The 14,366-nt window shown below is 36.3% G+C and carries 14 protein-coding genes; 4 read left to right on the top strand and 10 right to left on the bottom strand.

The window, feature by feature from the left end; translation table 11 throughout:
• Position 1: 1 nt before the first annotated feature.
• The 4 genes from LG276_RS11355 to LG276_RS11340 all read right to left on the bottom strand — a co-directional run bounded on the left by LG276_RS11355 (position 2) and on the right by LG276_RS11340 (position 4,235).
• Entirely contained in the window at positions 2-1,363 is a 1,362-nt protein-coding gene (locus LG276_RS11355) for an MmgE/PrpD family protein (protein WP_251161549.1), read from the bottom strand.
• A gap of 91 nt (positions 1,364-1,454) precedes the next feature.
• Complete coding sequence (locus LG276_RS11350) at positions 1,455-2,120, bottom strand: GntR family transcriptional regulator (RefSeq protein WP_224936365.1); 666 nt, start codon at positions 2,118-2,120, stop codon at positions 1,455-1,457.
• A 168-nt stretch (positions 2,121-2,288) separates the two neighbouring features.
• On the bottom strand, positions 2,289-3,146 hold the full coding sequence (locus LG276_RS11345) for a CoA ester lyase (protein ID WP_251162008.1): 858 nt from the start codon (positions 3,144-3,146) through the stop codon (positions 2,289-2,291).
• A gap of 24 nt (positions 3,147-3,170) precedes the next feature.
• Positions 3,171-4,235: a tartrate dehydrogenase gene (locus tag LG276_RS11340; protein WP_285840849.1), complete on the bottom strand. Its 1,065-nt coding sequence runs from the start codon at positions 4,233-4,235 to the stop codon at positions 3,171-3,173.
• Positions 4,236-4,492: 257 nt separating this feature from the next.
• On the opposite strand from LG276_RS11340, the gene LG276_RS11335 reads away from it, so the two are divergent.
• A complete protein-coding gene (locus LG276_RS11335) occupies positions 4,493-5,215 on the top strand; it encodes an ATP-binding cassette domain-containing protein (protein WP_251161547.1) in 723 nt (240 codons plus the stop codon).
• The gene (locus LG276_RS11330) at positions 5,212-5,979 is read left to right on the top strand and encodes an ABC transporter permease (RefSeq protein WP_251161546.1); all 768 of its coding nucleotides are present in this window, start codon (positions 5,212-5,214) and stop codon (positions 5,977-5,979) included. The genes LG276_RS11335 and LG276_RS11330 overlap by 4 nt, the downstream gene beginning before the upstream one ends.
• Positions 5,980-6,050: 71 nt before the next feature.
• On the opposite strand, the gene LG276_RS11325 is transcribed toward LG276_RS11330, so the two are convergent.
• Positions 6,051-6,326 carry a hypothetical protein gene (locus tag LG276_RS11325; RefSeq protein WP_251161545.1) on the bottom strand — a complete coding sequence of 92 codons (276 nt, stop codon included), beginning with the start codon at positions 6,324-6,326 and terminating at the stop codon, positions 6,051-6,053.
• A gap of 267 nt (positions 6,327-6,593) precedes the next feature.
• Between LG276_RS11325 and LG276_RS11320 the strand changes: the two genes are divergently transcribed.
• Positions 6,594-6,815: a hypothetical protein gene (locus LG276_RS11320; RefSeq protein WP_095373379.1), complete on the top strand. Its 222-nt coding sequence runs from the start codon at positions 6,594-6,596 to the stop codon at positions 6,813-6,815.
• A 56-nt stretch (positions 6,816-6,871) separates the two neighbouring features.
• Positions 6,872-8,902 (top strand): catalase, encoded by a 2,031-nt coding sequence (locus tag LG276_RS11315; RefSeq protein ID WP_251161544.1) that lies wholly within the window; start codon positions 6,872-6,874, stop codon positions 8,900-8,902.
• Between the two features lie 332 nt (positions 8,903-9,234).
• Here the strand turns inward: LG276_RS11315 and sdaAA are convergent, their stop codons facing one another.
• The 5 genes from sdaAA to LG276_RS11290 form a co-directional block, all read right to left on the bottom strand.
• On the bottom strand, positions 9,235-10,125 hold the full coding sequence (gene sdaAA, locus LG276_RS11310; protein ID WP_251161543.1) for an L-serine ammonia-lyase, iron-sulfur-dependent, subunit alpha: 891 nt from the start codon (positions 10,123-10,125) through the stop codon (positions 9,235-9,237).
• A 24-nt stretch (positions 10,126-10,149) separates the two neighbouring features.
• Positions 10,150-10,812: an L-serine ammonia-lyase, iron-sulfur-dependent subunit beta gene (gene sdaAB, locus LG276_RS11305; RefSeq protein WP_224936357.1), complete on the bottom strand. Its 663-nt coding sequence runs from the start codon at positions 10,810-10,812 to the stop codon at positions 10,150-10,152.
• A gap of 36 nt (positions 10,813-10,848) precedes the next feature.
• A complete protein-coding gene (locus LG276_RS11300; RefSeq protein WP_224936356.1) occupies positions 10,849-11,523 on the bottom strand; it encodes a transcriptional regulator in 675 nt (224 codons plus the stop codon).
• 478 nt (positions 11,524-12,001) lie between these two features.
• Positions 12,002-12,235, bottom strand: a complete 234-nt coding sequence (locus LG276_RS11295) for a group-specific protein (RefSeq protein ID WP_224936355.1) — start codon at positions 12,233-12,235, stop codon at positions 12,002-12,004.
• Between the two features lie 95 nt (positions 12,236-12,330).
• The gene (locus LG276_RS11290; protein ID WP_251161542.1) at positions 12,331-14,259 is read right to left on the bottom strand and encodes an LTA synthase family protein; all 1,929 of its coding nucleotides are present in this window, start codon (positions 14,257-14,259) and stop codon (positions 12,331-12,333) included.
• Between the last annotated feature and the right edge of the window lie 107 nt (positions 14,260-14,366).

Below are 14,366 nucleotides of genomic sequence, written 5' to 3'. Positions count from 1 at the left end.
ATCAAGCCTCATTTCCATTTACAATTGGGCTATTTACCAGTAGCCAATCCTTTATTTTTACATTTTCAATATTGTATATATCATCTACTCTTTGATCTACATCTGTAATTTTATGAGCCACTAATGACTGGAACTTCTCAACCATTTGTTTTTTGCTGGCAGGATTCTCTGGGTCTCCTTTTGGAAATTCAGTCGCGAAACGATAACTTTCTTTATTCCTTAAGACAATAGTTACCTTGGCACCCCATTGTTCTGGATAGGCATCCGTAAATTCCTTTGTTGATGCTACTCGTACTTTATTCATCATTTCTCTAATTTCACTATTATTTAATGTTCTTTTATTAAAGTCTTGTAGAAAAGCGCTGCCTTTAAGAGCGATTAAGCTAACACAGAATTGTACACTAAATTTTGCTGCATAAATGGAACGAGGTTTGGGATTATCCGTTATATCTAATACAGTTTGATAGGTTTCTATGAGGATTTTTTCAATTTCAGTAGAGTCTATTGAATGTTTGTTCATCAATGTATGCACACAGTCCATACTCGGATGGGTATGACGACAGGAAGCATAAAGCTTAAAACCATTTTCCATTATTTTAAACTGCTCACCGAGTCCTTCAACAATCTTTTGTTCGTTGTACGAATCACTCATTGCCTTGAAAAAACCACGATCACCCTCTAATATCTTTGAGGCACCTGTAAAGCCTTTTTTTGCAAGTAGTGCTGCAAGTACACCATTATAGGATGCCTTTGCAGTATGAAGCTGTTTTGAATTGGCTCCGTCTTCAATAAATTCCCATAACCCCGCTGCCTGTGTCCCTGCATTCCCCAAAGCATGAACGATTTGTTGTTTATTAAGCCCTAATAACTTTGCTGCTGCAGCTGCTGCTCCGAAAGTGCCACATGTTGCAGTATTATGCCAATAATAATAATGACTAGGCGTAACCGCTTCCCCGATACGATAACAAACTTCATAGCCGATGACGATACTCGTAATTAATTCTTCTATTGATAAGTCATACGCTTCACACACAGATAAAGCAGCAGGAATCACAACTGTTGCTGCATGAATAATCGACCCTTTATGAATATCATCTAACTCCACTATATGGCTAGCAGCACTATGAATCATGGCAGCATTTGCAAGAGAAGTCCTTTCACCGGAAATAAGGGTTGCCTGTTCATTCCCTCCCATTTCAAATAACGTCTCTTTTAAAGCAACAACTGGTGGTTCATCTATGCCTGCTATTGCTGAACCGTACCAATCTAAAATACATACTTTCGTGAATTCAATCACATCTTTTGGTAAATCTTGATAGTCTAAATTAACTATATATTCTGAAATTTTCTCCGTTAAAGCCATTGTCCATTCATCCTTCCTTCGTTAAAGTAAACGTTTGCAAAAGATAAGGCAGCTCTGAAAAATTCGTGCTGCCTTCCTGATGAATCAATATTTATTTCATTCTTTCATTTTTTAAACTATGAATAAGTGATTCACCTGTTCTTAAAATATGATGAGACAAAATCTCACCTGCATGCTCAAATCTTTTCTCTCTAATCGCTTTGATAATCTCCTGATGCTCTTCATTTGATGTAGCCGTCTGACCTGTAATAAAATGTGGGGTTTGTTGTGGTAGCCCATTCCATAGTGAGTCAATAAAACCATTTAATCTCTCCCAATGGCAGTGCTTTAATAATAATTGATGAAATTCTATATTTCTTTCAACAAATTCATCTACATCTTCACTATCTTCCATTAAATGAACAAGATCTATTAATCTCGTGATTTCAGTATCTGTAAGCAGCTTTGCACTTTGGATAAAAGCCATCTTCTCTAACTGTGCTCTTAAGGTGTACACCTCTTGTAAATCTGATAAATGAATCGTTTTAACAATAGCTCCTTTATGTGGTACTAGGGTAATTAAGCCTTCAGATTCTAATTTTCTCAATGCTTCTCTAATCGGCATTCTACTAACACCGAGTTTTTCTGCTAAATCTGATTGTTTTAATCGTTCACCAGGTTTAAACTGACCTTTTATAATTGCTTCTCGGAGAACATTACATACTTTTAAATGCAGTGTATCACGATTATCTAATTTCAAATCAACATCAATCGTCAATGATCACTCACCCTTTACTCCCTTTTAAAACAGGATACAAAATCCAATTACAATTGTCTATACTTTTCAGAAATTTATTTTAAAGAGTAGTAAAACTAAGTGTTCGATGACAAAGGTCAGCTAATACTAGCGTATCAAACATTTGACAGTTCAAAATATAAAGTGTCATCACTTTGATTCATTACTCTCACTATTTATCTGTAGTAATTTCTTAGCCTGTTTATAAACGGGATAATCCACTAAACGCCCATTCACATTAATTGATGCTTTTCCCTCTTTCTCAGCGTTTTCAAACAGTCTAATCACTTCTTTAGCCTCATAAATACGGTTGTGATTCTCTTGATGATACACATCATTGATTCGTACGACTTGCTTTGGATGAATCGCTAATTTACCAGCAAAGCCTAGTTTCCTGCCATGGGTTGTTTCTTTAATGAAATCATTGCTATTCTCTAAATGAAGGAACACGGAATCAATAGGTGGTAGTGTTTTAGCTGCTGCTGAAGCGTTTACTAGTTGCGAACGTGCGTATAATAACTCTTCCCTCCCCTCTCCTACCTCAATATTTGTATCTAAACAATAATCAACCGCACCAAAAGCCAGTCTTTCAACGGTTTCTGTTGCAGTGGCAATGTCAAATGAATAATGTATCCCTTTTGCCGTTTCAATTAAGGGAATAAGAGCTATCGATTCGTCTGCCAAATAAGTAGCTATCTCCTTTATCATGTTTTTATCTTCTGTTTTTGGGATAAATAGTCCCCGTGGCTTACATACTTTAACTAATTGAAGATCATGATAAAAATACGGACTTTCACTATCATTAATCCTAATATATACCCTTTGCCTATCCCATTTATTAAGTTCACTCATATAACCAGAGACCTTCTCTCTGGCTACATGCTTTTTGGAATGGGCAACAGAATCCTCTAAGTCTAGTATGATGGCCGATTGTTTAATTGTTAAAGCCTTATTTACCATCTTGGTAGAAATCGCAGGTACGAATAAATAACTAAACATTTGATTCATCAAATATCTTCAACCTCCCTACATTCAGCCAATATTATTTTGTAATTGAAGACAAATCTTATTTGTCACTTCATCAGTCGTAGCATTTCCGCCAATATCTCTCGTCTTTACCCCTGCATCAGTAACTTCTTCCATTGCTCGTAAGACCTCTCTAGCTAGTGCTACTTCACCTAAATGATCTAACATTAACGAAGCCGTCCATATTTGCCCGATTGGATTGGCTATTCCTTTACCATAAATATCTGGCGCTGAACCATGTACAGGCTCAAACATAGACGGATATTTCCCATTTATATTGATGTTTCCAGCAGGGGCTATACCAATACTCCCCATAATCGCTCCACCAATATCAGTTAAAATATCTCCAAAAAGATTACTAGCAACGATCACATCGAAATCGCTCGGTTTGGAAACAAAAAAAGCAGCTAGTGCATCAATATGCACAGATGATGTACGCACTCCTGTATAGCGCTCACTCACATCTTTAAACACTTCATCCCAAAATGGCATCGAATGGACAATACCGTTAGATTTTGTAGCTGAAGTGACATGACCCTTACGAAGAACAGCTTGTTTAAACGCATAATCCATTACTCTTTCCGTTGCTTTTCTCGTAAAAATGGCGTTTTGGATAGCGATTTCGTCTGTTCCTTTATGTATCCTCCCACCAGATTCACTATACTCACCCTCACTATTTTCACGTACAACTAGAAAATTAAATGCCCCTGGATCAACGAGAGGGGAGGTTAGCCCTTTGAATAATTTTGCTGGCCGGATATTAATAGTCTGCTCAAATTCTCTCCTAATGTGAATAAGTAAACCCCATAATGAAATATGATCGGGAACTTTGTTCGGATCTCCTACTGCCCCTAAAAAAATCGCATCAAAATTCTTCAGTCGCTCTAGACCGTCATCACTCATCATTTTGCCATGTTCGAGATAATAGTCGCACCCCCATGGAAGTTCAGTTGTCTCTAATTGAATACCGCCATGTAAAGTCGCTGCTGTTTGGAGCACTTTAACGGCAGAAGGTACAACCTCTTTCCCTATACCATCACCAGGAATCACTGCTAAATCATATCTTTTCATCATTTTTACCTCCTCTTTGTTGTCATTGTGATATATTTTCATTTCTTTACTACCTTTAATAAATCCTTTTCTTTTTTCAAATATTAAGTTAAGTCTTTTTACTAAGTAACCATTAGACCGCTTTATTTTAAAGAACATCAAGTTATTTCTTTTTCATTTTAAGCAAGAATGTTTTAAATATCTAACCAATCTCATCCTTTAGGATATACTAAGGTTGTACAAAAAGATTAATCATAAATGTAAAAGGGTGGTTATATTTGCAAACAGCGATTTCATTTCAACATGTACATTATCACACTGATTCATTATCAATTATTAAAGACATAACAGGTACTATTTCTTCCGGGAATATAACGACCGTTGTCGGTCCATCAGGCTCGGGCAAATCTACACTATTCTATTTATGTAATGGAATGAAGTCAGCCTCATCTGGAGACATTTTCATTCATGGTGAGAATATTTCGACCATTACACCAACAGTTCTACGTCGTAATGTAGGAATAGTTCTGCAAAAAGCCATTATGATAGAAGGGGATGTCTATGATAATTTATCGTTGCCACTAACCCTCAATGGAAAACAGTTATCAAAAGAAAAGGCGATCGAAATGCTTAATTTGATTGGATTGAATGAAGAATTCCTTCACCGCAAAGCAACAGACCTTTCTGGAGGGCAACAACAAAGGGTGTCTATCGCGCGGACATTACTGAATGAACCAGCAATATTATTGTTAGACGAAGTTACATCAGCCCTTGATCAAACTTCACAAAGGGAAGTTGAGCAACTAATTACAACGATTAATCAAAAGAGGAAAACAACCATTGTTTGGATTACTCATAATCTTGATCAAGCACTTCGTTTAGGGGATGAGACGTGGGTAATTATAGATGGCAAACTAGCAGCATATGGAAAAAGCACTGAAATTGTTTCATCCTCAAATGATAAGGTCAAGCAGTTTTTTGAAGGTGGTGAGGAAAAATGACTTTTTTTCAATTATCTCTGACATTAATATTTGTTCTTATTCCTATTCTCTTATCTAAAACATTCAGGCTAGGTCTTGAAAAAGATGTCTTGATTGCGACCATTCGATCAATCATCCAACTTCTTGCGGTCGGTTACGTGTTGCAATTCGTTTTTGATTCAGAAAGCTTTTTCTATATCTTTTTAATGATTATTCTCATTATTACTGCTGCCGTACATAATGCAAGAAAAAAAGGTGTGATGATCAAAGGCATTACATGGAAACTTATTCTTACATACTGCTTTATCGAAGTGTTGACCCAAAGTGTCCTTATTAGTCTTAAAATTATTCCAGCAACTGCCCAATACATGATTCCAATTAGTGGAATGATTATTGGTAATGCGATGGTACTATCGATATTATTTCTCAATCGATTTACCGCAGAAATTGAAAACAGAACAGGAGAAGTAGAGCTTCTGCTATCATTGGGAGGTACACCGAAACAAGCTATTCACCGTCAGTTAATGACAAGTATTCGCGCAAGTACAATACCGACAATAGAAAGTCAAAAAACAATTGGGCTTGTACAACTGCCTGGGATGATGAGTGGACAAATAATCGCAGGCGCTGATCCTGTGCAGGCTGTCATGTTTCAATTGTTGATTCTGTTTATGTTGCTTTCTTCTGCTGTTATCACGAGTATTATACTTGGATTCCTATCCTATCCAACAATGTTTAATGAAAGGATGCAATTTATGACACATACGCCAAATAAAACGGAATGATATCCTTATAAACGCGGACAAATGGAAATTTGTTCGTGTTTTTCGTTTTAATAACTCTTTGCTCTTTTGCATTATTTTTTATTTCTAAAATAAAGCAAAGATGTTTTAAGGGAAGCGTAACTACCAATAGCCCCATAACCGTAAAAGTAACCCATAAAGACACCTGCAATGAGATCCCCTCTATGACTTATAAATATTGATACAATTAACCCGATAAGTATAGCCACTGTCGGCACATAAGGTTTACTAATTCCTAGAAAATATTTTAACACTTGCGTAAGGATCATCACTATGGGAATAGCGATGATAGCATCCCAAAAATTTGTATGTATGATTGGAAATTCCATATCTTATTGCTCCTTTCATTTTTTAAACCAACAACATTATTCTCTATTATTCTTCATCATTGCTGAAATACTCTTAAATAAGGATAAACCTCATGAAAATTGGTTACATTATAATTGAACAATTCAAGTGTATAGCAAAGGAAAATAATCATTTAAAAGGTTTTACTATACAGATTTACATAAAGTTCTATATTACCCAAGATGATAAGGCGGATGAAAGCCTAGTCTATCGCATTAATTCATCCTGTCAAATGGAGGCGAATCTAGATGGCTATTAAAAAGAATATGGAGTTTAAAATTAAAGATGGTTTTTTACCTAACTTATGTTTGTCAAAATCTTTGAAGGTTTTGGATGTTAGTGATAGTAGTATTATTATTGAAATGGGATCTTCACAAAGGCGTGGTGTTTTCCCGCCAGAGAACTTCAATTATTGGATTAACAAGGGGATTTTAATTGCCGTAAAAGATCATCAAAAGCGTATATCATAAAATTTTATACATACTTTATTACCGTCATCATACCTTTGATAATGGAGGTGACTGTAGTGGAGCGAGAAGGCAAAAAGCCAGAAAATAAAAAAACGAAACAATTAGAAGCATTCATACGTGAAAATAAAAATCAACCGTTAACAACTAATGAAGGGGTAAAAATTGCGAATGACGAAAATACTCTAACAGCTGGTGAACGCGGTCCCACCTTGATGGAGGATTTTATATTTCAGGATAAAATGGCTCATTTTGATAGAGAGCGTATTCCTGAGAGAGTAGTTCACGCGAGGGGATTTGCTGCACATGGGGTTTTTCGCGTATATGAATCGTTAGAAGATATAACAATGGCTCATTTTCTTCAAGATCCTAGTTTAGAAACACCTGTATTCGTCCGTTTTTCTCAGGTGGCGGGCTCTAGAGGGGTAAATGAAACGAACCGAGATGTGCGGGGATTTGCGACAAAATTTTATACAGAAGAAGGCAATTTTGACCTGGTAGGGAATAATATTCCCATCTTCTTTATTCAAGACGGGATTAAATTTCCAGATCTCATTCATGCAGTAAAACCAGAACCGCATAATGAAATTCCACAAGGTCAAACAGCTCATGACACTTTTTGGGATTTCATTTCGAGCAATGAAGAATCTGCAGCAATGATGATGTGGATTATGTCCGACCGAACCATTCCCCGTAGTTTTAGAACGATGGAGGGCTTCGGCGTCCATACATTTAGACTGGTTAATAAAAATAACGAAGCGAGATTTGTTAAATTTCATTGGAAGCCTGTACTTGGACTGCACTCGTTAATTTGGGATGAAGCACAAAAACTAGGCGGAGCAGATGCCGATTTTCACCGCAGAGATTTATGGGAAAATATCGAAGAAGGTCATTTTGCTGAGTATGAATTAGGCATACAAGTCATTAATGAAGAAGACGAATTTAAATTCGACTTTGATATTCTAGATGCGACTAAATTATGGCCAGAAGAGCTTGTTCCCGTACGGAAAATAGGTAAAATGACATTGAATCGAAATGTTGATAATGTTTTTGCCGAAACAGAACAAGTTGCTCTTCACCCTGGTAGTATCGTCCGTGGTATTGACTTCTCTAATGACCCCCTACTACAAACGCGTATTTTTTCCTATTCAGATACACAAATATATCGTGTAGGAACAAATTTTCAACAAATTCCTATTAATCGTCCTGTTTGTCCATTTCATAACAACCAACGAGACGGTGCAGCCAGATATATTATCGATAAGGACAAAGTCGCTTATCACAATAATTCCTTGCAAAACAATACACCTTATGAAGTACCCCCAGCAAGAGGTGGGTTTCTCACATACCCTTCTGAAGTTGAAGGCATGAAAGTTCGAAAAACTGCTCCAAGTTTTACAGACCACTTTTCTCAGGCGAGGTTATTTTGGAATAGTATGAGTGATGTTGAAAGGAATCATATCTTCTTAGCTTTTAGCTTTGAATTAGGTAAAGTAAAAAGTAAAATGGTCAGGCAAAATGTAGTCAACCTTATTGGTCATATTAGCCACGATCTGGCCACATCCGTGGCACATAAAATTGGTGTCCAGCCACCAAATGTGAAAGAATCATCAGAAACTGCGTCCTCTAAAGCACTTAGTATGGCAAACACCACTTTTTCTCCAGCTACGTTAAAGGTGGGAATCATCGTAGCTGACCAATATGATGCAGCTATTGTACGTCCATTATTACAACAGCTGCTCGCTGCAAAAACTCGCCCCTTCATTATTAGTGAAACACAGGAAACATTGAATGGAACTGATGGTAGTACGCTTCAAGTCGACGATTCCTTTTTAACAGGTTCTCCCCTGGTTTATGACAGCCTATTTGTCGTATCTGGAAGAGGAGCTACACCTCACTTTAATCAAAAAGCAAAGAGCTATATAATTGAACAATTTAATCATTATAAACCGATTGGCTCTTCTCGAAGTGGCATGTACTTAATCCAAGAAGTTGGAATTATTAATAAACCTGGAGTAACAATCACAAACGGCCCTTTTAAAACTTATATACAAAATGTAGGTAAACAAAGGTTTTGGGAACGAGGATAATAGACAAAATACACCAGCGTCAACCACCTTTGTAATCCATTTTACATTAGACCACTTTTGTAGTGGTCTTCTCTTATGCTATCTATGCCTGTACTTCATTGTAATCTGTGCAAAAGATGAACATGGGTACGAATATCGTATTGAATGATAAGCACTCCTAAGACTTTTTCATTTGATTTTGATAAAAAGAGTACCTAGCGATCTTTGCTCTACTTCTTTCTCCCACATCTCATTCCTTATTAGCCATACTGCTGCTAAACAAACAAAAAAATAAACGCTCTTGAATCGTATAGACACGAGACAAGAATGTTTATTTAAAGTGCTCTATCATATTATTTAACTGCTTTAGCTTTGTTCCCAAAAATCTCTTTTTCTAATCTTCTACCTGTTGGTGTGGCCGCTAACCCACCTTCAGCCGTTTCTCTTAACGCAGAAGGCATCGTTTGACCAATTCGGTACATGGCATCAATCACTTCATCACATGGAATTCTACTTGTGATCCCTGCTAATGCCATGTCTGCTGCTGTCATCGCATTTGAAGCACCCATTGCGTTTCTTTTCACACAAGGGACTTCTACCAATCCAGCTACAGGATCACATACTAAACCGAGCATATTTTTTAAAGTAATCGCCATCGCATGTGCTGCTTGAGAAGGTGAACCGCCTGCCATTTCTGTAATAGCTGCAGCTGCCATACCACTCGCTGACCCCACCTCTGCTTGGCAGCCACCAGCTGCTCCGGAAATGGATGCATTATTGGCAACAATAAAGCCAAAAGCTGCAGATGTAAATAAGAATTCAATCATTTCCTCTCTTGTTGGATTAAGTACATCCTTAACGGCAAACAGCGTTCCAGGTACAACGCCTGCGGAACCCGCTGTTGGTGTGGCACAAATAGTTCCCATTGCTGCATTTACTTCATTTGTAGCAACAGCTTTGCTAACAGCATCTAGCAGTGTATGACCAGAAAGTGCTTTTCCACTTTTTATATATTTTTGTAATAAAACCGCGTCTCCTCCTGTTAACCCAGAAACAGAAGTTACACCATTTAAACCTCTCTCTACTGCTTGTTCCATAACGGTAAGATTACGATCCATTTGGGCAATAATATCTTCACGTGTGCGCCCTGATACTTTAACTTCTTGGCGAATCATCACTTCTGCAATTTTGATTTGCTCTCTTTCTGCTATTTCTACTAATTCTGCCGCGTTCTTAAATAACATATACATCCCTCCTACATGCTGTCATTAATCCACCATCTTGATGACTTGAGTGATATGTGGTAACTGAGCAATTTCGTCCATTAAGTTTTGATCAATATTTTGGTCTACTTCAATGACCATTAATGCCATTTTTCCTTTTTCTTTTCTTGACACTTCCATATGACCGATGTTTATTTCATGTTGTGCTAAAAGGTAAGTAACTTTTGAAATTACACCAAATTGGTCATTATGAACCACTAAGATAGCAGGATGTTCACCTGTAAGTTTGAGCGCAAATGAATTTAATTCAATTATTTCAATAGAACCTCCACCAATGGAAATACCAACGAGCTCCATTTCTTTATCATCATCAAACAATTTAATGCGCACAGTATTTGGATGATCAACAACTGCTTCTTCAACAGAAAACACGATTTCCATTCCCAGTTGCTCGGCTAATTGAAGCGATCCAGGTATGCGTTCATCAAACGTATCGTAATCAAGAATTCCCCCTACAATTGCCACATCTGTTCCATGTCCCTTATACGTTTTCGCAAATGAACCATAAAGATATATTTCCGCCTTCGTTGGCTGCCTGCCAAATAAGGTCCGAGCTACCCTTCCAATCCGAGCAGCCCCAGCTGTATGTGAGCTAGAAGGTCCGATCATAACTGGGCCGATAATATCAAATGCTGATCTATATTTCATATATTATGCTCCTTTATCATTAACTGACTCTTTATCTTAAACATACTCATGCGTGTTTTCGTTCTCATTCTCATTCATCACTTTTATTTTTTGTAAATAATTATAAATAGTAAACTTAGAAACTCCTAAAATAGAAGCAACATATTCATTGGCTCCTTTAATTAAGAAGGTCCCTTTTTCCTCTAACTTTTTCACTGCCTCAATTTTTTCATCAATCGTCATACTTGCAGGTGCTTTTTTATACGGTTGAAGGACTTGTTCCACCATTTCGTGAACAATATCCTGTACGGATGTAAAGAAAGTTTCATCCTTTGTATCTTCTTCATTAAAGTTTGTTAACGTTTCAAGGACACCACCAAATTGCATCATCAAGCTTATGTCGTAGTTCATACATAGCGCGCCAATAATTTTATTATGTTCATCACGTAAGAAAACGGTCGATGATTTCATTACATTTCCTTTTGGTGTCTGCGTTTTATAGTTGGCAAGATCCTCTGCTTCATAGTTACCCTTTGCTAATTCGTTCAAAACTAAATCCGTAATTGGAGCACCAATTGAACGACCAGTTACATTACCGGCAAGATGTATAAGCGATTTCTTAAAATCCGAGAAATCATGAACACCTACTTCACAATGAGGGCCAAACATTTTTACAAGCATATCAGCCGTTCTAATAGCAAAGTCAAATATATGTTGATCCTTCTTTTTCATCTTTGTCACATCCTATACTCTTCGAATGAAACCGTTTTCAAAATGGTTGTATTTCAAATCCTAATCATCATAACACACATAAACTATAATTAAAATATTTTTTTAATGCATACAATTTTTTTGTAATAACGTTCAAAAGTACGATAAACTAAGAACAAATAAAAATCCGCAAGTCTAAAATACCTTTGTGCAAGTTTAAAAGACAGAAGATTATACCCTCTTTCGCTTGAGAAAGAAGAGGGCATTTGCCTTTCCTATTGACAACTCATCGTTTTGGACTCTTCTCTGAAGGAGATAATATAGCCTTGTGGAGACCTGATTTCTTTATTTTTTGTGAAGCTCTCAGCTTGGGCTAATTCTATGAGTGCGACATTGAAATGCTTTAAATCAATATCACCACTAAGAGTTTTTTCATTTTACACGCATCTGCCCAACAACAAATGAAAAGCGAAAGAACAAAAGTCCTCTCGCTTTATCATCAAACATTTCTTAAGACCAAATGAAGACGATTATTTCTCGTTTCTTGCTCCTCTTCATCAGCTAAATCGTATTTCTTTAATAAGTGAAATACATCGTTTAGGATTTCTTGGCTATGTTCTTCTTGGAAAAAAAGGTCGAACTTTGCATGCAAATCCTTAGGCAAATACGATTGCTGATCTATATACTTATTTTTTACATCAGTCATTGTGTGATCCAATTTGCATTCGCTCATCTTTTATCCCCCTTAATCAATTTCTCAATGTATGAAGTATAACATTGATTATAAGTTGTTTGCTATATTTTAACCCGAAGTCCACATTCAATACTTTAACTTTCCACTTCACCGTCTTGAACATAGTGATAGTCCTCACGATTGATAGGGGTAAACCCTGCTGGATGATAAAACCTTAATAAATCTTTTGTTAATATTTCATCTGAAAGATCAAGTTTTTCTCTTGCAGCTTGTGTCAGTTGATCAAATTCCTCCTCATACGGTATCATTTTCCCGCTTTTACTATCATAAAAACGCCGATTAATCATACTTATATCATTCGAGACAAAATCACCATTTCGCAATGGCGTAAGTTCGATATGACCTTTGGCTAATAAATCTGTTCCTAAACCTAAATAATGATTGGTTTCAACCCCTAATAAATGTAGAAGTGTAGGCCTAATATCTAATTGTCCGCCGATAGGTTGAGGATAATCTCCTGTTTTCACTCCAGGGATATGAATAAAAACGGGGACTTGTTGTAATTTTAGACTTTCGATTGGCGTCATTTCTTTGCCGATAATCTCTGCCATCGCTTCATTATGATTCTCTGAAATTCCGTAGTGATCACCATAAAGGACAATAATAGAACGGTCATATAGACCACTCTTTTTCAAATCTGTGAAAAACTTAGATAATGCGGAATCTAGGTAATTTGCCGATTGGAAATACTGATTAACAACCTTATCATTTGTATTAGCTTGTGGGAAATTTGTATCCCATTCGTCCATTTCAAAAGGAAAATGATTGGATAATGTAATAAATTTTGCGTAAAAAGGTTCAGGTAATTCCTCTAATATTGGCATCGACTCTTCAAAAAAAGGTTTATCTTTCAATCCATAATTCTTCGTATTTCTCTCATTCATATCATAATATGATGCATCATAGAAACGGTCATAGCCTTGAGAACGATACATTTCATTCCGATTCCAAAATGTTTGATAATTCCCATGAAAGGAAGCAGATGTATAACCATATTCCTTTAATATTCCTGGTGTAGATTGAAAGGTATTTTGCGCTTTATTTACATAGGCCGACCCTTGCGGCATGCCATATAAAGAATTATCAAGAATGAACTCAGCATCCGATGTTTTACCTTGACCCGTTTGATTATAGATTTGATCGAAATAAAACGTCTCCTCATCTTCTACTAAAGAATTGAGAAAAGGTGTGACTTCCTTCCCTTCTATTTTCGTATTGATTACAAAATCTTGTAATGATTCCATTGAGACTACTATCACATTGCGATTTTGCGCCAATTGAAAATAATCCTTAGAAGGCGAAACATAGCGATCTTGAATTTCTTTTTTAATCTTCACCACATCTCCGCTATCTGCCATTGCTCTTTCACTCGTCGCATGTATATTTTGATAAATGTCAAAAAGTGTGAAATTGTATAACCCTAAATACTTGACTAAATAGGCGCGATCAAATGAGCGCTGAAATAACCCTGGTCGATCATTTTCTGCTAAAATGACATTTCCTATAACCATCATTACTCCTATGAAAAGGCCTATCAATGCCATTTTCATGCTTCGATTTCCAACAACCTTAACTTTAAATACGGTCAAAAGGACGACCAACACGATCAAATCTATAAAAAAGAGAATATCTATTGGCTGCATGAGAGCTAAGGCACTATTACTTAATTGCCCCCCATTTGTTCTTGTTTGCATTAAGACTGGTATTGTAATGAAATCATTGAAGAATCGATAGTATACAACATTTGCATAAAGAAGAATGGTTAAAAGAAGATCCATGATAAGTAAATAAATCATTTGTTTACGTTTATTAAATATATACAAGATAAAAAATAAGCTAGCAGAACTTAAAATATGTGTAGCTAATATAATCATTTGCGTTCCCAGCTCAATATCCATTCCAAACTGTGTGTTATATGTAATCAAGAGCTTCATAACAAAACTACTTAATGCAATGAGAAAAATCGTATGAAATAAAATATATTTATTGTTACTTTCTTCCATGATAAAACCTCTTTCACGTTCTTTTATAAATAAAAATGTAATATGATATAAGCTTGCTCCTATTGAAGACGAAGACAAAAATAATAAAGTTTCAAAAATGCAGCTTT

Source organism: Cytobacillus kochii, assembly GCF_044790165.1.
In the GTDB taxonomy this organism is placed as follows: domain Bacteria; phylum Bacillota; class Bacilli; order Bacillales; family Cytobacillaceae; genus Cytobacillus; species Cytobacillus kochii.
Note: the sequence above shows the minus strand (reverse complement) of the source record. Positions and strands in the feature narration are given on the sequence as shown.

Bases quoted from the DNA above. Each gene is read 5' to 3' on its own strand.
- LG276_RS11355 (WP_251161549.1), bottom strand. From the start codon at position 1,363: ATGGCTTTAACGGAGAAAATTTCAGAATATATAGTTAATTTAGACTAT.
- LG276_RS11345 (WP_251162008.1), bottom strand. From the start codon at position 3,146: ATGAATCAAATGTTTAGTTATTTATTCGTACCTGCGATTTCTACCAAG.
- LG276_RS11340 (WP_285840849.1), bottom strand. From the start codon at position 4,235: ATGAAAAGATATGATTTAGCAGTGATTCCTGGTGATGGTATAGGGAAA.
- LG276_RS11330 (WP_251161546.1), top strand. From the start codon at position 5,212: ATGACTTTTTTTCAATTATCTCTGACATTAATATTTGTTCTTATTCCT.
- LG276_RS11325 (WP_251161545.1), bottom strand. From the start codon at position 6,326: ATGGAATTTCCAATCATACATACAAATTTTTGGGATGCTATCATCGCT.
- LG276_RS11320 (WP_095373379.1), top strand. From the start codon at position 6,594: ATGGCTATTAAAAAGAATATGGAGTTTAAAATTAAAGATGGTTTTTTA.
- sdaAA (WP_251161543.1), bottom strand. From the start codon at position 10,125: ATGTTATTTAAGAACGCGGCAGAATTAGTAGAAATAGCAGAAAGAGAG.
- sdaAB (WP_224936357.1), bottom strand. From the start codon at position 10,812: ATGAAATATAGATCAGCATTTGATATTATCGGCCCAGTTATGATCGGA.
- LG276_RS11300 (WP_224936356.1), bottom strand. From the start codon at position 11,523: ATGAAAAAGAAGGATCAACATATATTTGACTTTGCTATTAGAACGGCT.
- LG276_RS11295 (WP_224936355.1), bottom strand. From the start codon at position 12,235: ATGAGCGAATGCAAATTGGATCACACAATGACTGATGTAAAAAATAAG.
- LG276_RS11290 (WP_251161542.1), bottom strand. From the start codon at position 14,259: ATGGAAGAAAGTAACAATAAATATATTTTATTTCATACGATTTTTCTC.